At 43.6% G+C, this 22,691-nt stretch carries 17 protein-coding genes; 8 read left to right on the top strand and 9 right to left on the bottom strand.

The genetic code is table 11. The features are described from left to right. Positions 1 to 48: 48 nt before the first annotated feature. The 7 genes from Q4561_RS12775 to Q4561_RS12805 form a co-directional block, all read right to left on the bottom strand. The gene (locus Q4561_RS12775; RefSeq protein ID WP_303460946.1) at positions 49 to 1,425 is read right to left on the bottom strand and encodes a DUF4397 domain-containing protein; all 1,377 of its coding nucleotides are present in this window, start codon (positions 1,423 to 1,425) and stop codon (positions 49 to 51) included. 229 nt (positions 1,426 to 1,654) lie between these two features. Continuing rightward, on the bottom strand, positions 1,655 to 3,343 hold the full coding sequence (locus Q4561_RS12780; protein WP_303461085.1) for a S8 family serine peptidase: 1,689 nt from the start codon (positions 3,341 to 3,343) through the stop codon (positions 1,655 to 1,657). 533 nt (positions 3,344 to 3,876) lie between these two features. Further along, positions 3,877 to 4,614 carry a 23S rRNA (guanosine(2251)-2'-O)-methyltransferase RlmB gene (gene rlmB / locus Q4561_RS12785; protein ID WP_303460948.1) on the bottom strand — a complete coding sequence of 246 codons (738 nt, stop codon included), beginning with the start codon at positions 4,612 to 4,614 and terminating at the stop codon, positions 3,877 to 3,879. Then, entirely contained in the window at positions 4,614 to 6,926 is a 2,313-nt protein-coding gene (gene rnr, locus Q4561_RS12790; RefSeq protein WP_303460949.1) for a ribonuclease R, read from the bottom strand. The genes rlmB and rnr overlap by 1 nt, the downstream gene beginning before the upstream one ends. A gap of 314 nt (positions 6,927 to 7,240) precedes the next feature. Next, positions 7,241 to 9,574, bottom strand: a complete 2,334-nt coding sequence (locus Q4561_RS12795) for a TonB-dependent receptor (protein WP_303460950.1) — start codon at positions 9,572 to 9,574, stop codon at positions 7,241 to 7,243. A 322-nt stretch (positions 9,575 to 9,896) separates the two neighbouring features. Next, positions 9,897 to 10,541: a tetratricopeptide repeat protein gene (locus tag Q4561_RS12800; RefSeq protein ID WP_303460952.1), complete on the bottom strand. Its 645-nt coding sequence runs from the start codon at positions 10,539 to 10,541 to the stop codon at positions 9,897 to 9,899. A 232-nt stretch (positions 10,542 to 10,773) separates the two neighbouring features. Next, entirely contained in the window at positions 10,774 to 11,025 is a 252-nt protein-coding gene (locus tag Q4561_RS12805) for a TIGR02647 family protein (protein WP_126871752.1), read from the bottom strand. A 247-nt stretch (positions 11,026 to 11,272) separates the two neighbouring features. Here Q4561_RS12805 and ubiD point away from each other — a divergent pair, with 247 nt between their 5' ends. The 4 genes from ubiD to Q4561_RS12825 all read left to right on the top strand — a co-directional run bounded on the left by ubiD (position 11,273) and on the right by Q4561_RS12825 (position 16,113). Further along, entirely contained in the window at positions 11,273 to 12,760 is a 1,488-nt protein-coding gene (gene ubiD, locus Q4561_RS12810) for a 4-hydroxy-3-polyprenylbenzoate decarboxylase (RefSeq protein ID WP_303460954.1), read from the top strand. 23 nt (positions 12,761 to 12,783) lie between these two features. Further along, positions 12,784 to 13,479 carry an NAD(P)H-flavin reductase gene (gene fre / locus Q4561_RS12815; protein WP_303460955.1) on the top strand — a complete coding sequence of 232 codons (696 nt, stop codon included), beginning with the start codon at positions 12,784 to 12,786 and terminating at the stop codon, positions 13,477 to 13,479. Between the two features lie 200 nt (positions 13,480 to 13,679). Then, complete coding sequence (locus Q4561_RS12820) at positions 13,680 to 15,062, top strand: M28 family metallopeptidase (protein WP_303460956.1); 1,383 nt, start codon at positions 13,680 to 13,682, stop codon at positions 15,060 to 15,062. A 67-nt stretch (positions 15,063 to 15,129) separates the two neighbouring features. Next, complete coding sequence (locus Q4561_RS12825) at positions 15,130 to 16,113, top strand: ABC transporter substrate-binding protein (RefSeq protein ID WP_303460957.1); 984 nt, start codon at positions 15,130 to 15,132, stop codon at positions 16,111 to 16,113. 138 nt (positions 16,114 to 16,251) lie between these two features. Here Q4561_RS12825 and Q4561_RS12830 read toward each other — a convergent pair whose 3' ends face one another. Next, positions 16,252 to 17,280, bottom strand: coding sequence for an energy transducer TonB (locus tag Q4561_RS12830; protein ID WP_303460959.1), 1,029 nt, complete (start codon positions 17,278 to 17,280; stop codon positions 16,252 to 16,254). Between the two features lie 369 nt (positions 17,281 to 17,649). On the opposite strand from Q4561_RS12830, the gene Q4561_RS12835 reads away from it, so the two are divergent. The 4 genes from Q4561_RS12835 to Q4561_RS12850 all read left to right on the top strand — a co-directional run bounded on the left by Q4561_RS12835 (position 17,650) and on the right by Q4561_RS12850 (position 21,024). Continuing rightward, on the top strand, positions 17,650 to 18,207 hold the full coding sequence (locus tag Q4561_RS12835; protein ID WP_303460961.1) for a GbsR/MarR family transcriptional regulator: 558 nt from the start codon (positions 17,650 to 17,652) through the stop codon (positions 18,205 to 18,207). An 11-nt stretch (positions 18,208 to 18,218) separates the two neighbouring features. Beyond that, positions 18,219 to 19,580 (top strand): cytochrome ubiquinol oxidase subunit I, encoded by a 1,362-nt coding sequence (locus Q4561_RS12840; protein ID WP_303460962.1) that lies wholly within the window; start codon positions 18,219 to 18,221, stop codon positions 19,578 to 19,580. Positions 19,581 to 19,589: 9 nt separating this feature from the next. Beyond that, entirely contained in the window at positions 19,590 to 20,600 is a 1,011-nt protein-coding gene (locus tag Q4561_RS12845; protein WP_303460964.1) for a cytochrome d ubiquinol oxidase subunit II, read from the top strand. Between the two features lie 259 nt (positions 20,601 to 20,859). Beyond that, the gene (locus tag Q4561_RS12850; protein ID WP_303460965.1) at positions 20,860 to 21,024 is read left to right on the top strand and encodes a hypothetical protein; all 165 of its coding nucleotides are present in this window, start codon (positions 20,860 to 20,862) and stop codon (positions 21,022 to 21,024) included. Positions 21,025 to 21,057: 33 nt separating this feature from the next. Here the strand turns inward: Q4561_RS12850 and Q4561_RS12855 are convergent, their stop codons facing one another. Further along, on the bottom strand, positions 21,058 to 22,653 hold the full coding sequence (locus Q4561_RS12855; protein WP_303460967.1) for a methyl-accepting chemotaxis protein: 1,596 nt from the start codon (positions 22,651 to 22,653) through the stop codon (positions 21,058 to 21,060). Positions 22,654 to 22,691 lie beyond the last annotated feature (38 nt).

Below are 22,691 nucleotides of genomic sequence, written 5' to 3' on the forward strand. Positions count from 1 at the left end.
TTTAAAGCTTACCAGTATTATCAATTAGTATAAGTTTCACATAAGTGATTAATACAAAATGTTAATTTCATAGCCAGTTGCAGTGTCTGCTGGCTCTACAGTTACAATATAGTTCTCTTCTTCAGTAAATCCGAACAATGATGTGCGGTCTAACAGAATCTGCTCTTCGTTATCATCTTCGTAAACTGCGATAACTTCGTAGTAGTCAGATGGTAATACTTCACTGTCAGTTTCACCGAATTCAAGGTTTTGAAGATCGTATTCTGCGGTATCGATAGTTTCATCGTTACGCACTAGATAAAAATCTACGTCATCAAAGTCTTCAACTAGGTTGATGAAGTTAACTGTCTTGTCGTAAGCCTGTGGAAGTCCACTTTCTACGAACGTAACCGCACCAAGTGCACCGGCTTTTTCATAAATTAGGATAGCTTTACTTTCACCTTGGTTTAGGGTGATAAGCTTGTTGCTTAACGTAGTAGCTTCACCAGATGAATCGGTTACTGTTACGCGATAATCGCCATAACCAATTTCAGTAAAGTCAGATAACTCGTCCGCTTCTAGAGAAAACGCAACATCTTCTTCGTCAGTGTTTCCACCAAACGTGACATCTAGTGCAGTAGAAATGTTCGTTGAGTTATAAATACGGTACTGAGCATCAGCTTCAACGTCGGTCAACTCAGTAACAGTAGAAGAGTTTAAGATAGTATCTACTACTATGCCTGATTGAATAGCACCACTTACATCACGCATAGTCAGTAAATATTCAGTCTCGTAAGCGAAATCTATTGTCTGTGACTCAAAAATCACGTCTGTGCTACCTGGCTCCGTAAGATAAATCGTATACTCATCTTCGTCAAAGTAATCGCTGTCATCATCTGGATCCCAGTAATCAAACTCAATCATTTCAGAAGCAGTTACTGTACCTAAGAAGTTAGCGGCTTCAAACGGGTCGCCAGATTCAGCTAGGTAGAAGTCGTAAGAACCCTCATCGATTGTTACTGAAAGTGCGAATAATCGGAAATGGTCATCCAACGTTTCGCGGGTATAGCTGTAATCGCTGATAATTGGAGAAGAGAAATCACCGCTCATCACGATAAGATGCTTATCGCCATTTTTCAATTTAACGGTGTATGTATCTATAAGTACTTCTTGATCGTCTGAATCCGTGCGAATGAATTCTAGTTCAATCTCACCGTTATCCACCGAATACATAGCAGTAGTATCACCGAATTGCGCAGAGCCAAAGCTATCTTCATCGACTTCTCGCATTTCTACATTCGCACCATTTGGTGACGCATTGTAGAATTGTATATAAGCATACGAGTAATCGGAGTTGCTGTCAGAGCCGCCGCACGCGGCTAAACCTGAAACTGCCACCAGACCGATAGCTACGTTTCGTAACCAAGCCGGAATTTGAAATTGCATATACTGAACGTCCTTACTAAATTCGTGATTGTTTTGAAGGGAGTTACACTGCCCAGAAAGGCGTGAACTATACTGCCCTATGGCCCTATAAAGCTTGCTTTAGTTCCGATCTTTACGATCCCTTTACAAAACTGACACTTAACGACAAAAGGGTTTTATTTAAAAAAAGCGAAAAAGCCCCCCAACACTTGTTAAATCGGTGTGAGGGGAGCATTTTATCTCATTCTATTTATTCATATGAATAAGATAACGTTAATCCGCTATACGTAGTATAGGCACGAATACCAATATGCCAAGTACCTGTTGCTGGTGCTTGAAAAGTACACACCTCGTCATTACCATTTGCATAAGGGCGGCAGTCGAAATCATTGGTTTCTGGCTGCGATCCAAACTTCATGTATAAGTCTGCATCACCTGAGCCCCCTGAGATTTGCACTGTCATCGTTGTCACACCTTCTGGAATAGTCCAAGTATAACGGTTCCAATTACTTCTTGATGCCGACAGTCCTGTTAGTTCCCCTGACACTGGCTCAACAGTGGGGTCGGTGCCGGGATCTGAACCACCATTTCCACCGCAGCCGTTAGTATTTAAATAGCTGTAAGCGTCTTCCAACTGCATGAGCCCATAACCATATAAATTATCCCGTCCATTAGTGCCTTTGTCTTCTGCCGCGGATGTTAACGCACTACGTATTTGCGTGTTTGAGCACTGAGGGAAGTAACTCCACACCAAGGCCGCGCCACCTGCTACGTGTGGGGTAGCCATTGAAGTCCCACTTAATGAGGCATATGTATCAGTAGGATAGGTTGAATAAACAGCACTGCCAGGGGCTGCTATTTCAACTTGGTCATTGTATTGACTGTAACTTGCTCTATTTTCATTTGAATCTACAGCGGCAACCGACATTACTGCGTCATAGGAGGCAGGATATGACTTCGCACTCGTACCTGCATTACCTGCTGCAGCAACGAGTAATAAGCCGTCGTCATTAAAGCTTTGCATTGCGTTTTGTTCGGTAGTTGACGCGCTACCACCCCCTAAGCTCATATTGACTACGTTAGCCCCAGCATCTTGGCACTGTGAAATTGCGTCAATGAGATCAGATGCATAAGTCCAATCGCCATTATCATTAAATATTTTAACGATATGCAGATTCACACCAGGGTAAACACCTACTACCCCTTCGCTATTGTCGTAGGCGGCAATAGTGCCAGCCACATGGGTACCATGACCATTACCATCGTTGTACCAATTTCCGACAGCACTATTATTGCCTTCGCCAGTAACACCATCGTTGGTACCGGGTAAATCTGGATGCCCTAGGTTGTACCCTGTGTCGATAACACATACACGTCGAGCGGTAGTATCTGCTTGCGAAAGCTGATTAGCTTGTACCATTGTGTAACCATAGGGTGTGGTTTGCGCCATAGGTTTGCGCTTTACGTCTACTTCTATGCTTTCTATGTTGGTATTGTTACGAAGTTTATTAAGGGCACTGCGGCTCAAAGAGGCCGCCATCATGCGATGTTTTCCAAGCTCTTTACGAACATCTCCTCCCACCTTCTGTATTTCACTTCGTGCAGATTGCACTTCAAAAGGTCGTTTTACACGAGATTTAGTAGCTTGAACTAGCTCTGACGAGTCAGACTTACTGCTACTGGTATTGCTAATAACATCTGTAGTTAATGTTTCTTTGAATTTAATTATATAGCGTTGTTCTTCTTGTGCAGACTCGCCTTTGAGGGCAAGTCGTTTACCGAGTAAAGATTGAAACGATGTATTTTCCTCTTCCACTTTTACTGGCGCATTGGTTGTATTTATAGCTGTCGTTTTTTTTGTTATTGCTGCTGTTGCTGCGTGGCTTACCAATCCTACAGAAACTGCAAGAGCAATGGCTGATATACTTGTGTGTTTTATATTCACTTTTAATCCTGTTATCTGTCTTGACGTGTTTCAACGCTTTATAGCGTTTTTGAAACTTCGTTGTTTTAGATAGACATTCAGGGCTAACGCTACTTCCTACGAACGCACTCCATGCTTGACTTCGCAAACGGCCCACCTGCCTTTTGTTGTGGCAATCAGTCAATCACTAATTGCGCACCACTTAACTATTAAGCATTGAATCAATGGGTTAAGTATTGCGATATGCTCCTTACGTTGAAAACATATACGTAATTTGTAGATCTAGGTTGTGCTTTAATAGCACTGGAATTTTGGCAAATTTAGGCGGGGCGCGGAGTTTGAGTGTAAAGCATTAACTTGTAAGCAAATGTTAATTCACCCATTACCCAACCTTAAAAATTGAGCGATTAATTTTACAAGTATATAAATGTATTTCAGCAACAAAAAAAGCCGCTAACGAATACGTTAACGGCTTCAGTGTTTTGCGAATAAGTCTGTAGCTAATACTTGTATAGCGACGAGTTGTATACCAACTAAATCAAGGCTCGTTAGCCACGTTGTCGTACTATCTCGTACAAGCAAACACCAGTGGCTACCGATACATTCAGGCTACTTACGCTTCCTGCCATAGGTAACTTCACTAGTTCATCACAGGTTTCTTTAGTTAACCTGCGCATGCCTTTACCTTCAGCGCCCATTACTAATGCAGTTGGGCCATCTAGTTTTATATCGTAAAGGGTTTTGTCGGTTTCACCCGCCGTACCCACAATCCATAAACCTTTGTCTTGTAGGTGCTTTAAGGTACGCGCCAAGTTAGTCACTTGAATAAGTGGAATAACTTCCGCGGCGCCGCACGCGACTTTGCGCACGGTGCCGTTAAGGCTTGCCGATTTATCTTTTGGTACTACCACCGCATGTACACCAGCACCATCAGCAGTTCGCAAACATGCACCTAGGTTATGCGGGTCGGTTATACCGTCGAGCACAAGTAATAAAGGTTTACTTTCTTTATCTAGAATTCTATCTAGGTCAGCTTCATCCATTACACGGGCTGGTTTCGCTCTGGCTACTACGCCTTGGTGCTGTTCGCCGTTAACTTTATCGTCTAATGCTTTACGCTGACAAAACTGTACTGATATACCGAATCGACGCGCTTGATTAACGATACTGGTCAAACGCTCGTCGTTACGGCCTTTTAATACCATCACTTCCATTACACGCTCTGGTTCTTGTTCTAGAACCGACTGCATTGCATGTAAACCATATAACCATTCTTGCTGTGCCATTAACGCTTACCCCCTTTCTTCGAACGCGATGGTGCCCCCTTGCCTTTAGGCGCAGCTTTTTTAGGGCCTCGCTTGGCATTTCTAGGCGGCTTTTTCGCACTGGCTACTTTAACCTTCTTGCCGCCGGGGCCGCGCAGCATAGACTTATCCAGCAATAAATCAATCTTTCTTTCATCTAGGTTAACCGCAGCTACTTTTACTTCTACAGTATCGCCTAGTCTGAATTGACGATGTCCCGACTCACCCGCCAGTATTTGTTTAACTTGGTCGTAGTGATAGAAATCGTCATCGAGCGACGTAATGTGCACTAGGCCGTCAATGTGATATTCGGTTAAGCGAACAAACAAACCAAAGTTTGTCACTGAACTTACTACGCCTTCAAAAGTGTCACCTACGTGGTCAAGCATGAATTCACACTTAAGCCAGTCAGCAACATCACGGGTAGCATCGTCGGCACGACGTTCGGTCATCGAGCATTGTTCGCCTAGCTGTTCAATTTCTTCAACCGTGTAGTTCTTTGCACCTGAAACCGTATTTTTGCCCTTTTGCTTGGCAATAATCCCTTTTAGGGCGCGGTGAACTACCAAATCAGGGTAACGACGAATAGGCGACGTAAAGTGCGCATAAGCCTCAAGCGCTAAGCCGAAGTGGCCTAGGTTGTCACCATCATAAATAGCCTGCTTCATTGAGCGAAGCAACATGGTTTGAATCAGCTCTTCGTCAGGGCGACCACGGGTTTTTAATACTACGTCGGTGAAATCTGCCGGTAAGGCTTCATCGGTAATCTTGTGCGGCACACCTATTTCAGCTAAGTAGCTGGTGAAAGCCGTCAGCCTATCGGCATCGGGTTTATCGTGTACTCGATAAAGCGTAGGAGCTTCATTTTCCGACAATGTAAGTGCAGCACTCACGTTCGCTAAAATCATGCACTCTTCAATAAGCTTGTGGGCATCGTTACGAATAAGTGGCACGATGTTTTCAATTTTACGCTGTGCGTTAAATACAAACTTACTTTCTTGGGTTTCAAACTCAATAGCACCACGGTGCTGACGGGCTTTTTTCAACGAACGATACAAATCGTGAAGATGACGCAAATGCGGCACTTGTGCTTCATAACGCTGATGCAAGTCTTTGTCGCCTTGCAAAATTTGCCATACCTTGGTGTACGTTAGGCGAGCGTGTGAATTCATTACGGCTTCATAGAATTGGTAAGAATCTAACTTACCTTGCGCGGTAATAGTCATCTCGCACACCATACACAGGCGGTCAACTTCTGGGTTCAATGAACACAAACCGTTAGAAAGCACTTCAGGTAGCATAGGAATAACTTGCTCGGGGAAATACACCGAGTTGCCTCGCTGCTGAGCTTCATCATCTAGTGCTGTGCCATTTCGTACGTAGTAACTGACATCGGCAATGGCTACCCAAAGCTGCCAGCCGCCATCGTCTAGCGGTTCACAATATACGGCATCATCAAAATCCCGCGCATCTTCACCATCAATGGTAACAAGAGGAAGCTGACGTAAATCGATTCGCCCTTCTTTTGCTTCATCAGGTACTTGTTCGGTAAGGCTTTTAACTTGCTTAGTAACGCCTTTAGGCCACTGATGTGGAATATCAAAGGTGCGAAGCGCCATTTCTATTTCCATACCAGGTGCCATATGTTCACCTAGTACTTCGACAATTTTACCCACTGGGCTCATTTTACGGCGTGGGCGCTGCGTAAGCTCAACCACTACTATTTGCCCCATGCGGGCGCCGTGCACGTGTTCAGGCGGAATAACAATTTCATACTGTAGGCGGCTATCGTCTGGCACAACCATGCCAAATCCTTGCTCTACAAAGTAGCGCCCAACAATTGGCTCTGAACGAGGTTCTACCACCTGCGTAATAAAGGCTTCTTTCCGACCACGGCGGTCGGTACCGCTTACTCGCGCTTCTACAATATCGTCATGCAAAAACAGCTTCATTTGGCCTGCGCTAATGAAAAGGTCACCGCTTTTATCTTCGGGGCGTAAAAAACCGAAGCCATCTCGGTGGCCAATGACTTTACCGCGGAACAACTCATCTTGATCTTGAAGAATGTACTTCTTTTGACGGGTGAACTGCACTTGCCCTTCTCGCTCCATGGCGCGAAGGCGGCGCTGAATGCCTATGCGGGCATCTTCTTCTTGTGCATTTACTGCCGTACATATTTCAAGAAAAGACAGTGGCTTGTCTTCTTCTTTCAATAGACTCATCAAAAACTCCCGGCTTGCTACCGGGTTTTCGTACTTTTCTTTCTCGCGCTGATAATGCGGATCATCACTCATAGAGTTGTTCTGTCGCCTCGTTAGTTTATTCATTTTTCAAACGCTGTTGCCCATGTTCTACGCATGGCAATTTTAAAGCGTTCGATTTACGCACAGTATAACAGCAATCTACACAAAACATTACGTTATAAAACTGCCATGCCACTGTCATACACTTTCGATATATCTTTAGTTCTTAATCACCAAAAAAATATCTTTTACGGACATGCTTTATGGACAGACGTTCTTTTATTAAATTAAGTTCAGTAATAACAAAAAATCCCGTTATCGCCCAAAAGCGAAACGGGATTTTTTCACACTAAAAGCTACTAATATTAGTAGCTATAATAGAATCTAACGCCTGCAATGCGTGGCATACCGCGAACATAGGTAGGAATACCTAAACCACCACCAGTATTACCTGCATCAATCACATATTCTTTATCAAAAGCATTTTCTAAATACACTTCATACGCAAAACTACTCGCTTCTTGCGAGAACTGTACAGAGATATCTGTTAATGAATGAGTATCTTGCGATAAACCAGGGTAATTACTGCTTTCAAAGAATACTTCAGACTGGAAGCTAGTTAGCCAGTTTACATTTACTAACCAATTCTGAACTTCAAACTCCTTGTTGATGTTTATCGCACCGCTCACTTCTGGGGCTAAGCGGAATTTATTGCCAGCATATTGAAATGGGCTTCCATCGGCTGTTTCCTCAGCAAATTCTGCGTCTAAGAAACCAATACTACCGGTAATTGATAAGGTATCGCTGTAGTGATAAGTACCCATGCCTTCAATACCCGACATGGTTGAATCGCCAACCGTTACGGTAATAGATTGCAGTGTTTCAGGGTCAGTATAAGACTGTTGGTAATCGCTATATTCATAAGTAAATACCGCACCCGAGAAGGTGAAGTTGTTGCTTTGATATTTAACGCCTAAATCGTAGCTATCGACAATTTCCGCTTTGGTGGTGGATACACCAGAGAAATCAGCATTAACCACAGGTGAGCGACGCCCCCGCGCGTAGTTGGCGTAAAAATTCCAACTATCGTTCATGTCGTAGCTAACGGCAAAACGAGGTAGCGTATCGTCAAAGTCACCCTCTGCTTCAAATTCAAAGGTACCTGAATCTAAAGTGTAGGTATTTTTGGTATAGCGAGTTTCATCAATGTAGCGCACACCGGCGGTCACATTCACTTTGTCAGTCACAAAGTAAGAAACTTCTGCCACGTAAGAAGTAATGTCTAATTCAGCTTCAAAAATATACGGCCCTTGAATTAACGACGAAGGAAAGTCCGCATTAGAAATGGGTGTGCCGTCGGCGTTGAACAATGAAGACACTAACATAGCCCGCAGTGCTTCAATTTCTTCTAAAGAGGCATCGGTAGCAATATTTTGATTTAAGGGAATATTGGAAGAGGCTTCTAATTGCTCTTTTACCGCATCGAACGTACCACGTATAAACGGGTCTACCATTACGTAATACGGTAATATGGAATCATCTTGGCTAACTGAGGCACCTACAAAGGCAACCAGCTTTTCACCTGAATCATAAACCAGGCGCATCGAGCCACCGCTTAAGGTCGCATCGTTATCGAAGTACGCATCTTGAATTCTAAGGGCAGTACCATCGGCGTCAAACCCTTCACTTACTTCAACGTCTTTATAATAAGCATCACCGTGGAACATTAGGCTGTTGCTGATATCGTAATCTAAAGAAATATCGTAGGCTTGCAATGTACGTTCAATTCCCAGCTCGCTACCCATACTGAACTCAGCAGCCGTAAACGGGCTAGTGTCGCCGCCATTAGGGGCAATCGAGCCCGATTTAAAGGCGATACCTGGTTGGTCGTTGTATTCCATCGAAGCGCGGGCTACTACTTCGAAGTTGTCGTAGCTGGCTTTCCATGTACCACGCAGGGCTTGCACTGAAATACCTTGTAAGTCTTCGCTATTACAGGGCACTGCGTTACCTAAATGATCAATCATGTCGGCGTTGCCATAGTAGCTGTCTTCTGAACAGGCGTTGTTTTCTACAATACCGTCCATCTGACGATATAAGCCGGCAATACGCACGCTATGATTGTCATTAATAGGTGAGTTGAACATGAACTCAGCTTCTTTGCCCGACTCAGTGTCGTAACCTAACTGAACCCTTGCCTCTTTTTCATTGGTAGGCAACTGAGAGTGGATACTGATAGCGCCATTTGCCGCGGCAACACCAAATAGTGTGGGCTGCGGGCCTTTTAATACTTCAACGCGAGCTATATCGTAAAGCGCCACACTTGATACGGTTTTCTTACTAATATCGAAGCCATCTTGATACACAGAAATACGCGGGGTAGCCGAAACGGAAGAACCGTCGTCTGTCACGCCACGAATATTAAACGAAGGCAGGCTTACCGCTTGTTCTTGAATTTGAACGTTTGGCAAAACGCGAGACAACTCATCAAGCTCCATAATATTAGTGCGCTCTAGAAAATCGCCGGAGATAACATCCATAGTGACAGGAACATCCATTATGGATTGCTCACGCATTTGCGCAGTCACTGTGATTTCTTCAATGTAATCTTTTTCATCTGCAGGTGAGTCTGTGTTAGCAAACGTTGGAGCGGCCAATGCACTAAAAATAGCGCTGGCTAATAGGGTTTTTGAAAACATGTGTCTGTCCCTTAAATTTCCGTTTCGTTAGTGTGTTGTGTGCTTAGTTGTGTGTTTTTCATGTGTTATTGCAGTAGTGGTCAGATCACTGCAAAGCAGATGAATCTAATCCTGCAATAAGACGAAACGATGAAGCGGGGGTGACAGATACAAGGCAGTTTTATGACAAGGTGTTACATAAACCAAAGAAATATCATGTATGTATACGAATACATGACTACTGTATTGGGAATGAAGTAAACAAAAAGGACGAGGAGCTAAAGGTAAAAAGAAAGGTATAGAAAAGGGAAAAGAAGCAAGAAAAGCAGTAAACGAGGCGGTATCAACTGTCTATAGGTCGCTTAGCAGCGCGTACAGCTTTTGGGTGCATCAGCTTTTCAAGTTTCGATAAGCTACTCGCTATCTTTTGGTGTTGCGCTTTGTCGTTAGTGACTGAGTTGTGTAACCAATGATAAGCATCTTGGTAATCGTAGGGGCTACCATAGCCGTCTAAAAACAATTCAACTAACTGCAATTGTGCTTTAAGGTTTTGTAAGGCTGCGGCTTCTCGTAAATACACCACGGCTCTTTCTTTATTTTGTTGTACCAATGTCCCGTTAGCATAATAACGGCCTAGTTGTTCTAACGCGGCTGGAAAACCTTGGTTTGCAGCATCTTCAATATGAGTCATCCCCCTTGCTGGCTCAGCATCTACGCATACGCCCCAGGCTAACATATCACCCCATAAAAACTGGTAGGCAGGCACTTTAAGTATATCGGCACGGGCTTCAATGTCCTGTACAAGCTGACATCTATCAGCGACTACTTTGTCCAAATGGGTATTGGCATTAATCATATCGATAAGCGCATCTTGATCGTACAACTGCACCGCACGAATTTCTTCAATGGTTTCACCTTCAGCAAAAACAGCTGCGCTACAAAGCGAAGAAAGTAAAAAGCAGATTGTGGGCAGTGATTGCAGTTTCATATCAATGATGTCTTTTAAAATTCATTTGTTGAAGTCATAGCTTTTATATAAAGCTGCTTGTACAAAGCCGCTAATAAAAGGCTATTTAAATAATGCGCTTAAAATAGCGATGACACTTCAAGCTTTATGGCTATGACTACTTATCGACCAGACAACTAATAACTTAACGGGTATTTAACGAGGCCTGAATTTTAGGCCTCGCCAACTTTTCTAAAGTATGAATCTATCCAAATTAATGGCTACTTTTGCGGTTACACAAGGCTGATTGTAGGTGGCGGGAATGATCGGCTAAATCTATTCCTAAATCGGTAAGGTAACCTCCATCGGGCTGAGTAATCAGGCCCTTTGTATAAAGTCTTGATGCGGCGTTCACCATAGATTGGCTAGCATCGTGATGTATCTTTAGGCCTTGTAACAAACTGTCCGTTGGAAACTTAACTAATAAGTTAAGTTCGTCGAGCATGTCCTGATCAAATATTGTCATACACTCACCTTAGGCAAAAAAGGATATTATTGTTTTTCACTCTTTTGTATAGACAGTTCAACTACTTGAAGTTCAACCGCACTAACGCTATCAGACTACCATTTACGTAGGGTGTCCAGATTATTTTATCAACATACGCCGCTAAAACCTGATAAGCCACCCTTTTAGCCCACTGAACTGATCGGACTTTGTGTCGAAATAGTATATTCTTGTTCCTAACTTTAGTCTGCGGATACCCCCTGTTCAAATGAAGTACAAAGATTTACGTGACTTTATTCACCAGTTGGAAGCCAAAGGTGAATTGGTTCGCATAAGCCAGCCAATCGATACCGATTTAGAAATGACAGAAATAGCCGACCGTACACTTCGTGCCGGTGGCCCTGCGCTATTATTTGAAAACCCTAAAAACCATAGCATGCCTGTATTGGCCAACTTATTTGGCACACCAGAACGTGTGGCAATGGGAATGGGGCAAGAGTCGGTTGCTGCACTTCGTGAAGTGGGGGAATTGCTGGCCTATTTAAAAGAGCCAGAGCCACCAAAAGGGCTAAAAGATTTATGGCAAAAATTGCCTGTTTTTAAACAGGTACTCAATATGCCTGCCAAGGTGGTTAAAAAAGCACCTTGCCAAGAAGTCGTGCTAACCGGTGATGATGTCGATTTAGGTAAACTGCCTATTCAGCGTTGTTGGCCAGGTGATGCCGCGCCACTTATTACGTGGGGATTAAGCGTTACTAAGGGGCCGCATAAAAACCGCCAGAACCTAGGCATTTATCGCCAACAGGTTATCGGTAAGAACAAGCTTATTATGCGCTGGTTATCTCACCGTGGTGGAGCTCTCGATTTTCGTGAGTGGTGCCAAACTCACCCAGGTAAACCGTATCCAGTCAGCGTTGCATTAGGCGCCGACCCGGCAACCATTTTAGGTGCCGTTACGCCTGTGCCTGACACCCTTTCTGAATATGCCTTTGCTGGCTTGCTACGAGGCGATAAAACCGAAGTGGTTAAATCGATAAGCAACGACCTACAAGTGCCCGCGAGTGCTGAAATTGTACTGGAAGGCTATATTGCACAAGACGAAGTGGCGCCTGAAGGGCCATACGGCGATCATACTGGCTATTACAACGAAGTAGATGACTTCCCCGTGTTCACGGTAACCCATATTACTCACCGTAAAGACCCCATTTACCATTCTACTTATACTGGTCGCCCGCCTGACGAACCGGCTATTTTAGGGGTAGCATTAAACGAAGTTTTTGTGCCTATTTTACAAAAACAGTTTCCAGAAATTGTAGACTTTTACCTACCGCCAGAAGGGTGTTCTTACCGCATGGCTGTGGTTACAATGAAAAAGCAATATCCAGGTCATGCCAAGCGCGTAATGATGGGTGTGTGGTCGTTTTTACGACAGTTCATGTACACCAAGTTTGTGATAGTGTGCGATGACGACGTAAACGCCCGCGACTGGAACGACGTGATTTGGGCTATTACCACACGTATGGATCCAGCCCGCGATACGGTTATGATTGAAAATACCCCTATCGACTATTTAGATTTTGCTTCGCCAGTATCTGGCCTTGGGTCGAAGATGGGGATGGATGCCACCAATAAAATGCCCGGCGAAACCGACCGTGAATGGGGCGAGCCGATTGTCATGGACGAATACGTGAAAAAACGGGTGGATGATATCTGGGATGAACTTGGTATCATGGATTTACCAACGGCGAAACGCTAACAGCAAACGTAAGAAGAGATTACATGTCACAGATTAAATGTAAGGTTGCCAGCATCACGCCGTTAACCGACGTAGTATACAAAATTGAATTAACGCCTCCCGCGCCAGTTACCTTCCAAGCAGGTCAGTATGCGCTTATTGATATGGGCGAAAAAGACAAGCGCCCCTTTTCTATCGCCAATGCCGCTTTTGATAGTTCACGCATTGAACTTCACATTGGTGCAGAGCCTGGCAACACCTTTGCCGGTGAAGTATTGAGTCGTATGAAAGAAGAAGGCGAAATTAGCCTTAGCGTGAACAACGGTGAAGCCTTTTTGCAATCAAATGGCTTGCCTATGGTATTAATCGCTGGCGGCACAGGCTTTTCTTACACCTACTCTATATTACAGCAGCACCTGAACAGTGGCGATAAAACACCTATTACGCTTTATTGGGGTGGCCGTCATGCCGGTGATTTATATTTATCAGAAGCGCTAAATGCACTAGCCGCAGAGCACGAGCATTTTACGTTTGTTCCTGTGGTTGAATTTGCCGAAGACGACTGGAAAGGTAGAACAGGATGGGTTCACCATGCTGTATTAGCCGATCATACGGATTTCGAACACATGCAAGTGTATGTCGCTGGGCGATTTGAAATGGCCAAGACTGTGCGTGAAGACTTTTCAGTACGCGGACTGAAAGTAGAAAACCTATTTGGCGATGCCTTCGCGTTTATTTAAATCGGTTACGTGCTTGCTTCATAGTTAGCATAAATAGCGCCTAGCTGTTGATACACTCGGTGCATACAAGGAGGGCACGCTATCAAGCATGCCCTTTCTATTTTAGGCTGTTATCGACCATTAACTTCTCCACACGTTAACCCCATTTGTTGCTTTCTCTCGTATCCAGTATGGTTATAAAAAAAGAGATGGAGAAAACAATGATAAAAAGCATTCCGACATTCGTAAAACTTTCAGCATTACCAGCACTATCCTTTGCCTTTGCATTAACCGCGCAGGCGCAAAGTGAACAGCAGCAATCCTTGTATAAAATAGCCGAAGATATTTCCCCTAAGCGCATTGAAAGCGATATCACCACACTTGTGAATTTTGGTACGCGTCATACCCTGTCTGAAACCGAGTCAGATACTCGCGGCATTGGCGCAGCAAGGCGCTGGATTAAAGCTGAGTTTGAAAAAATATCAGCTGAGTGTGGGGGTTGCTTAGAAGTGTACTTTCAGTCTGAAACTATTAGCGGTGAAAAACGCATTCCTGACCCTGTCGACGTTGTGAGCGTTATTGCTATTCAACGCGGCAGTACCGATCCTGGTCGTTACGTGATGATGTCTGGTGATATAGATTCTCGGGTATCTGACGTGATGGACTTTACATCGGACTCGCCTGGCGCAAACGACAATGCGTCTGGGGTAGCTGGCACACTGGAAGCCGCACGCATATTATCGAAATATACATTTAACGGCAGCATTGTGTACGCCGCACTTGCTGGTGAAGAACAAGGTTTGTTTGGCGGCCGTATTATGGCGAAGCAAGCGCAGAAAGATGGTTGGCGGTTAAAGGCCGTATTGAACAACGACATGATTGGCAATATTGAAGGTGTTAATGGCGTAATTAATAACACCACCGCGCGTATATTTGCTGAAGGCACCCGCGTGACCGAAACTTCGGATGAAGCGCGTACCCGCCGTTTCACCGGTGGTGAAGTAGATTCACCAAGCAGAAACTTAGCAAGATACATCGATAACATTGCCGACCAATACATTGAAAATTTAGACACCATGGTGATTTATCGATTAGACCGCTTTGGTCGTGGTGGTCACCATCGCCCTTTCAACGATTTAGGTTTCCCCGGTATTCGTATCATGGAAACCAATGAAAACTACACTCGCCAGCACCAAGACCTTCGAGAAGAAGACGGTATTAAGTATGGCGATACTTTAGATGGCGTTAATTTTGATTATGCAGCCAAGCTTACTGGCCTAAATGCCGTATCACTGGCAGCTATGGCCTGGGCGCCCAACCCGCCGGCTAACGTTACGATTAAAGGTGCCGTTCAGCCATCCACCACACTAATGTGGGAAGCGGCAGATGCAGCACAAAACCCGCAACTGTCGGGCTACAAGATTTACTGGCGCCACACCGATGCACCACAATGGGAATTTAGTAAGTTTGTTGGTAAGGTGAGCGAAGCCACATTGGAAAACGTAGTGATTGATAACTACTTTTTTGGGGTAGCCAGCGTAAATAACGATGGTATTGAAAGCCCAGTTGTATACCCAGGTGCTGCAGGCAGTTTTGGCCAGTAACGACTACAATGCTAATAGGTACTAATAGGTAGTGGCGCCCATTGATAATAATAATGTTGTTTAGGAGATGTCGCCCGTGTCGGTGAGAGTCATCGCTTTATTAAGTTTTATCACAGTAATAGCGCCAATTAAGGCAAACAGTGTCACGCTTGCTGCGTCACCTTTTGAAACTTATGTCAGTGATGAGGGCGAACCTTCTAGACTAACGTCCATTGTTGAAACCGCGTTTTCTCGCATGCAAACTAGCTTAGAGCTTCAGGTTATGCGAGAAGCTTTTTTAGGCAGCGCGGTGCGCTCTGGCAAGGTAGATGGTGAATTTGCCTATATAGATTTAGGCGAAAGAAAAGACGCGATTACTCTATCAGCCCCCTACTTGCCCATCTATTTATATGCCACCGGCAAAAAATACGATGTTGAAGAAATAAAGCTAATTCCGCATTTAAAAGACAGTCGCGTAGCGATAGAAAACCGTTTTGCTAATACACCAAAGTTCCGCATGCTAAAAGAAGTGAAATGGTCGCGTAACCCCAGTACGTATGATGCCTTTAAGCAGCTCGCCGATGACAGAGCCCCTTACCTAATTACTACTCGTTTACTTATTGAAGAATTTAACTTGCTGCTTGAAAAAGACGGCGAAGAACTTTTACACATGTCTTCAGCAGTATTGATGAACGCAGGTTTTTCCTTGGCTCTTGGCAACAATACGCCAAACGCTAAGGCCACTATTGAAGCGTTTGAACAAACGATTCAAGTTATGCAACAGGATGGCAGTTACAACAAAATTCTAGGACTACCTTGGCTTACTAAAGATATTAATAACGATGGTGTCGCCGACTATATTGGTGAAACTAGCGTAAGCCTTGTACCAACAGATACACTTGTTGCCTACCCATTAGATAAAGCATTACCTGGTGATAGCAGTGTTTACGTTATTGATGGTGTTATCGTAGAGACTAAAGCTGAGGCTATGGCTATGCTTAATGGCGTTAAAGGCGAGCGAGAAAGTCTACTCGACCCGGATGTTTATAAAACCATGATTAGACGTTGGTAGTTACTTAACTGCCTCATTAGTATCTCTCTTCCACCTATCTCTTTAGCCGCTCTCTCTAACAGCGCCTTGTACTCGCACTTTGGAAGAGCGGCCTTGTAGTCAATGAAGTTGCGCTTTAGTGCTCACTTGCGTGATTTTTCAACTCGTAATTTCAAGAATATCAAATGTTGAGTCAGCTTCACCTCGGATCACCAAAATGCAATTAGACGTTTGCGTCGGAACATCTATTTTGTCTTTCCAACCTTCCACATATTTTTGCTGATAGTCGTTACATCTAAGTTCCACTGAATCAACATTACCTTCAGACACGTCAATTTTAAATTTTGAGAACTCATAAAATTGAGACCACGCGCCTAAACTACTGAGCTGACCTTTAGTAACATTTGATGATTCAGTCGCCTTTGAAGCCTTAAGCGCGTCGGCAAATTGTTGATGTGTTTGTTGAGATAAATTGAGACCATCAACGCTTCCCATACGCGCAAGGGTTTCAGATGCACCATTGAAATTACCGTAGTAAAGCTGTGACTGAAAAAGATTCACCGTAGACTTAGCCAATATTGCTATAGGTAGGTATTCGTATAAATCTACCGCAATTTGCGATTGGCGCATATATTCTAAAAAATCTTCATTTTTATGATAATAGATAGATTTTAACCATGCAGCTAAAGCATGTTCGTTTAAATTTTTAGTATGATCTTCTACCAATTCGTCTATAGATGCTTTTATGCTAGCCATATTCGGGGAAGGGCTAGTAAGTGCGTCTATTATAGCTTGGTATTCTTCTGCGAAGGCAGGGGTCACGCTACCTTCGCTATGGCCAGCCTCTGAGTATGTGTGTTTAACAAATAAGATTCGAGCACTGGTTACTGGTTTATCATCAATTAATGCGGAGGAATATTGTAGGTTTTCTACTAATTTAGTGGTTTTTTTCAGATACCTGTCTTTACCTGAATAATCAAAAACAACGATATCTTTTGTTGTTCCGTCTTTATCTATAATAAATGAAACTCGTGTCCAACCTTCCATACCACCGCGCGAGGTAAAAGCATCTTCTATTTTGTTGGCATTTTTTATTAATTTAGCGGCTTTAACTTCTTTGCTACTACCAAAAGATAAACTGCTTAACATTAATAATGACACGCATAATAAAGCAGAAAATATTTTCAAAACTCATCCTTAATTTTAGCGGGTTAAGAGCAATAATCCTCAACATCGCGTTTCCTATTTAATTCTAGGTTGTTTATAGCATCTATTTTTTACACTTAACAACATATCAAAAGGTAAAGTTGAGACTTAATTCCCTCTGAATTTTACGATTACTAGGATAGTGTTGCCAGTGAGCTTGTGTCGCACCTTTCACCGTAAGTAATTAACCCGATAAAACCCAATGAGCTTCATATTGCGTAAATAAGATTCAACTGCTCATTTAAGTGTTTTCGTGCACCTCCTAACATAATTTTCATCTGATACTTGTTGATCTCAATCAAACTTCGGCATAAACTTTCAGTAATTTCTGAAAGTTCAGCAGGTATAGACATGAAAATGACACCACTTATTACTTCTGCGGTTATGCATTTTGGCGAAATGGGCAGTCGTTGGGGCTTTAATCGCACTGTGGGCCAAATTTTGGCGCTTATTGTACTTGCTGACGAGCCCATCTCAGCACAGGAAATTGCCGACGCACTCAATATATCTCGCGGTAACACCAGCATGGGGTTGAAGGAGTTACAGTCGTGGCGCTTAGTAAAGCAACATCTTGTTCCCGGTGAACGAAGAGAGTTCTTTATTGCAGGCGGTGACATTTGGACTCTTGCAAACCGCGTATTCGAAGAGCGACGCAAGCGCGAAATAGACCCTACCATGAGCTTATTGCGGGATTTATTACTAGACACTCCCGCCAATAAAACTGAAGCGAATGCCCAAGATAAGCTGAATGAAATTCACGACCTATTAGAATCAGTTACGGCGTGGTCACAAGAGCTTCAGAACTTAGGCCCAGATAAACTTAATACCTTGATGAAACTCGGTTCGGGTGTAGGCCGTATGTTAGAACTGAAAGACAAACTTCTTCCGGGAAAAAATTCCGTTAACTAAGGGGACTATCTGTGGATGCGTTTTTGCTGTCTCGTTTACAATTTGCATTAAATATCAGTTTTCATATTCTGTTTCCTACCATCACCATGGCTATGGGGTGGTTTCTTTTCTACTTTAAATTTCGCTCTAATGTCACGGGCCACCCAGTATGGATGCGCATGTACCGCTTTTGGGTGCGCGTATTCGCACTAAGCTTTGCACTTGGTGTAGTAAGTGGCGTAACCATGTCTTTCCAATTTGGTACTAACTGGCCAGGCTTCATGGAGCGGGTAGGTAATGTGGCGGGCCCACTACTAGGTTACGAAGTTCTTACTGCATTTTTCTTAGAAGCCACGTTCCTTGGCATTATGTTATTTGGAATTCGCAGAGTGCCTAATTGGTTGCATACCCTTTCAACGCTGATTGTGGCTGTGGGTACTACCATGTCTGCCTTTTGGATTTTGGCGTTAAACAGTTGGATGCAAACACCTCAAGGGCACGAAGTTATCGATGGTGTTGTGTATGCGGTAAATTGGAGCGAAATTATTTTTAATCCTTCGTTCCCTTATCGCTTTGTACACATGATGTTAGCCTCAGGCTTGACGGCCAGCTTTTTAATAGCCGGTCTATCGGCCTACCGCATGCTAAAAGGCGATGACAAACTTGCGCCAAAGCTTGCCCTTAAAACCGCCACCTATACCGCCGCGGTGCTAATCCCTTTGCAAATATTTGCCGGTGATATGCATGGGTTGAACACCTTAGAGAATCAGCCTCAGAAAGTTGCTGCGATGGAAGGCTTGTGGGATACCACGGAAGGGGCTCCGTTACTGTTGTTTGCCATCCCTGATGAAGAAAGCAGAGAGAACCACTTTGAAATACCAGTTCCCTATGGTGCCAGCCTCATTTTAACTCACAAAATGGATGGTGAAATTCAAGGACTTAACGACTTTAAAGGCGAGCATCCGCCTGTAGCACCTGTGTTTTTCGGCTTTAGAGTGATGGTAGGTATGGGCTTTTTAATGTTGGCCGTATCATGGCTTGGCAGTAGCTACCTACTTCGAGGGAAATCTCTCCCTATCTGGCTAAAACGCGTATTTGCTGGCATGGCATTTAGTGGGTGGATAGCGACGTTAGCGGGTTGGTATGTCACTGAAATCGGTAGACAGCCTTACTTAGTCAGCGGTGTATTACGTACGCAAGAAGCGGTAACAACACTTCCTCCAGCGAATATCGCTTTCTCGTTCACCATGTACGCCACTATTTATACAATTTTGCTGTTTGCCTACATGGGCACGCTGATGTTGATGTGCCGCCGAGCCGTTGAAATTGAAGAAATTTCGACAGAAGAACGTGAAATGGCTAAGGCCAGCAAAATGTCACCGGCCAACACTTAAGGAGCAGCTATGTTATTCGAAAATGTATCTACTGAAGCATTAGGGAATATCTATGTTGGCCTACTTGGGCTAGCGGTATTGCTCTACGCCATATTAGATGGTTACGACTTAGGGGTAGGTGTATTAATACCGCCTCGTGAAGAGAAGTTCCGTGACGATATGATTGCGTCTATTGGGCCCTATTGGGATGCCAACGAAACTTGGCTGGTCTTGGCAGTGGGGTTATTACTCATTGCCTTCCCAGAAGCACACAGCGAAGTGCTTCAAAGCCTTTATATACCCGCTACGATAATGTTGCTGGGGCTTATTTTACGAGGCGTATCGTTCGACTTTCGCGCGAAAGTTGTTCAAGTACATAAACGCAAGTGGGATCTTACGTTTAAGTACGGTTCATTACTTACTACGCTGGCGCAAGGGTATATGTTGGGTATTTACGTCACGGGTTTGCGCACCGATTTATGGGCACAAGGCTTTGCCTTACTGTCGGCGGTTGGAGTAACTGCAGCGTATGCTTTTATTGGCTCGTGCTGGCTAATTCTTAAAGCCGAAAATAAATTACAAGCCAAAGCTTATTACTGGGCGCGCAGAGGACTATTTGCCCTTTCAATAGGAATAGTCGCGGTAAGCCTCGCAAACTTAACCTTGCATGATGATGTGCGTGACTTATGGTTATCATCCTCGATTGGCTATGTACTAATGGCTATTCCTGTTGCCTGCTTTCTATTACTTAGCTTGTGTGGGGTGTTGTTGAAAAAGCTGCCTGATGCGGGCGGTAAAGGTGAATGGATGCCTTTTGCTATTGCGCTAACGGTGTTTGTGCTTTGCTTCACCGCTTTTGGGGTAAGTTACTATCCATTCGTAATACCCGGGCACCTTACCGTGCAAGATGCGCTAAGCGATGCTAATTCACTTCGCTTTTTATTAGTGGGTGTGGTCATTGTAGTGCCCTGCATTCTTGCTTACACCGCAATGGTTTATAAAATATTTTCCGGAAAATCTGAGAAACTTAGTTACTACTAAGCTTTTAATGAAAGACTTATCCAGCCGTTGCAAGTAATCATTACCACATTACAAAAGGCCTCTAACCTTCTGGTTCAGGGGCTTTTTCATACCCGTTAAATATAGATCACCTTCAAAGAATAAAAAACCAAACCTTAACGTAAATAAAAATTTACACCAATATAAATAAAAATACCCCTTAATTTCTTTTATGACGGTGTTGACATAATTATTAAATATACGTATGCTTATTTTGGGCAGAATTAAAAGGAGTTCCATCATGAATAATGTAGTTAAATCATTTTCAAGGTTCTTCAGGCGTGCTCACCCCTATACAGTCGCTTACTATATAGGTCGGAAAAATGCTCAAAATATTTTAGGATGTAAGATCCAAAAGAAATCCAAGATTTTTGCTAGCAAGCAAACTGAAGAACAAAAGCATTAGTAACGAAGGGCCCCTAACAGGGCCCTTCTTGCATTAGCTCAATTTAAATTGATTTACATTGGCGCTAAGGTCATTCGCCAGCGAAGATAAAACTTCTGCAGCATCGCTAACTTGTTGGTTATTCTGCGACATGATACCCCCCAGAACTTTAAACTGAGTAACACCGTCTTTCGCCTCTATAGTTTGTGCTTGAGAATGCTTTGCCAGTAACGCAGCCTCTTCACTAACATTAACCAACGCTAAAATACTTTTTGTTCCTTCCTCTAAGGTAGTCACTAAATCATTCGCGAGCCCTACCGAGTCATGCGCTTTATTCTGATTCGAACTCATAGTAGAAACCGCAGAAGTGATAGATACCACTATTTTTTCTAGCATAGTATTAATTTCAACCGTGGACTGATGTGTTCTTACTGCCAAGGTTCTTACTTCGTCGGCCACAACAGCAAAACCTCTTCCTGAATCCCCTGCCCTTGCCGCTTCAATTGCAGCATTTAAGGCGAGTAAATTTGTTTGATCGGCAATTTCAGCAATAGTCTTAACCACGCTAGACACGTTATTACCTTCCACCTGCAGGGTTTCTAACATACTGGCTGTTTGTTCAATATCATTTGCTAAATCGGAAATTGCTACCGCCGTTTCTTTTACTTGTATTCGACCTGCGTCTACTTGCTTCGCGCTGTCTTGAGCTGCATTTGCCGCCGTCTGTGAACGCTGCAGGCTTTCCACCATGTCAGCCTCTAATAAATCCATTACATTGGCGAGTCTGGCTATATCGGCAAGTAAGGTTTCAACGGTGTCACTCGATTGCCCAGTAGAATTGGATAAGGTGCTAACTGCACCCTCTATTCCCGACACCGCAGCTTTTACGTCCTTCATTCCCGTATGAAAGACAGAAACTAACCCATGAATACTGTTTGTCATTCGGCATAGCTCATCTGTACTTTGTTGCGGTAGCCGTGCCACTAAATCACGGTTTTTCGCTAAACTATCAAGCTGCTCTGCCATGCCTTCAATAGGCTGTGCAATCTGTTTTTTAGCGCTCACAAAACCTAGAATAGCGACACCAGCAAGAATAATGATAAGCAGGTATATAGTGAATTGGCTAGTTTGCAATTGGCTTCCAATCGCTTGTGAACGGTCACCTGCTTTGCTGGCCACTTGATTGCGCACTTCAATTAACGCCTCATTGAAAACTGCTGCCGCTTGGTTCAGTAATTGCAAATCGTCTCGTGCGTTGTCCCAGTCTACCCGAGACGCTGACATCGTTTTATGCAGGGAATTCATATTAATAAGTAACGATGAGAATTGAGACTTGAGTGTGTCATCTGCCATATAGCCAAGCGCATTAAATCCAGACTCTACGTTTAATTCTAACGCATGCTTTTGCTCTTCAAATGCGCTGGCAGACAATGTCGTTCCGTAAAGTGAATAACCGATGAGTATTAGCTGCTTACTATCACTTTGAATGCTATCTAGGGTACTTAGGGCAGGTAAGGTCTCGCTAACAAAGGCATTTACTTGATTGGTCACCTGTTTGTTGTTGAGGGTTAATACCACTGCAGCAATTAAAGTAACGAGTAAAATTCCCGCGTAGCCAGTTAAAATACGAACTTCAATAGTGTTTAACATTACATACTGCCTATCGGGAGAAAAATTAACTTATAGTA

The sequence above is a fragment of the Alteromonas sp. 1_MG-2023 genome, assembly GCF_030547075.1.
GTDB lineage: Bacteria > Pseudomonadota > Gammaproteobacteria > Enterobacterales > Alteromonadaceae > Alteromonas.

What these genes read in the sequence shown, in the direction of transcription:
- Q4561_RS12775 (WP_303460946.1), bottom strand. Translation starts at nt 1,425, where the DNA reads ATGCAATTTCAAATTCCGGCTTGGTTACGAAACGTAGCTATCGGTCTG.
- Q4561_RS12835 (WP_303460961.1), top strand. Translation starts at nt 17,650, where the DNA reads ATGAAAATGACACCACTTATTACTTCTGCGGTTATGCATTTTGGCGAA.
- rnr (WP_303460949.1), bottom strand. Translation starts at nt 6,926, where the DNA reads ATGAGTGATGATCCGCATTATCAGCGCGAGAAAGAAAAGTACGAAAAC.
- Q4561_RS12825 (WP_303460957.1), top strand. Translation starts at nt 15,130, where the DNA reads ATGTCGCCCGTGTCGGTGAGAGTCATCGCTTTATTAAGTTTTATCACA.
- Q4561_RS12820 (WP_303460956.1), top strand. Translation starts at nt 13,680, where the DNA reads ATGATAAAAAGCATTCCGACATTCGTAAAACTTTCAGCATTACCAGCA.
- fre (WP_303460955.1), top strand. Translation starts at nt 12,784, where the DNA reads ATGTCACAGATTAAATGTAAGGTTGCCAGCATCACGCCGTTAACCGAC.
- Q4561_RS12800 (WP_303460952.1), bottom strand. Translation starts at nt 10,541, where the DNA reads ATGAAACTGCAATCACTGCCCACAATCTGCTTTTTACTTTCTTCGCTT.
- Q4561_RS12845 (WP_303460964.1), top strand. Translation starts at nt 19,590, where the DNA reads ATGTTATTCGAAAATGTATCTACTGAAGCATTAGGGAATATCTATGTT.
- Q4561_RS12850 (WP_303460965.1), top strand. Translation starts at nt 20,860, where the DNA reads ATGAATAATGTAGTTAAATCATTTTCAAGGTTCTTCAGGCGTGCTCAC.
- Q4561_RS12855 (WP_303460967.1), bottom strand. Translation starts at nt 22,653, where the DNA reads ATGTTAAACACTATTGAAGTTCGTATTTTAACTGGCTACGCGGGAATT.
- ubiD (WP_303460954.1), top strand. Translation starts at nt 11,273, where the DNA reads ATGAAGTACAAAGATTTACGTGACTTTATTCACCAGTTGGAAGCCAAA.
- Q4561_RS12795 (WP_303460950.1), bottom strand. Translation starts at nt 9,574, where the DNA reads ATGTTTTCAAAAACCCTATTAGCCAGCGCTATTTTTAGTGCATTGGCC.
- rlmB (WP_303460948.1), bottom strand. Translation starts at nt 4,614, where the DNA reads ATGGCACAGCAAGAATGGTTATATGGTTTACATGCAATGCAGTCGGTT.
- Q4561_RS12805 (WP_126871752.1), bottom strand. Translation starts at nt 11,025, where the DNA reads ATGACAATATTTGATCAGGACATGCTCGACGAACTTAACTTATTAGTT.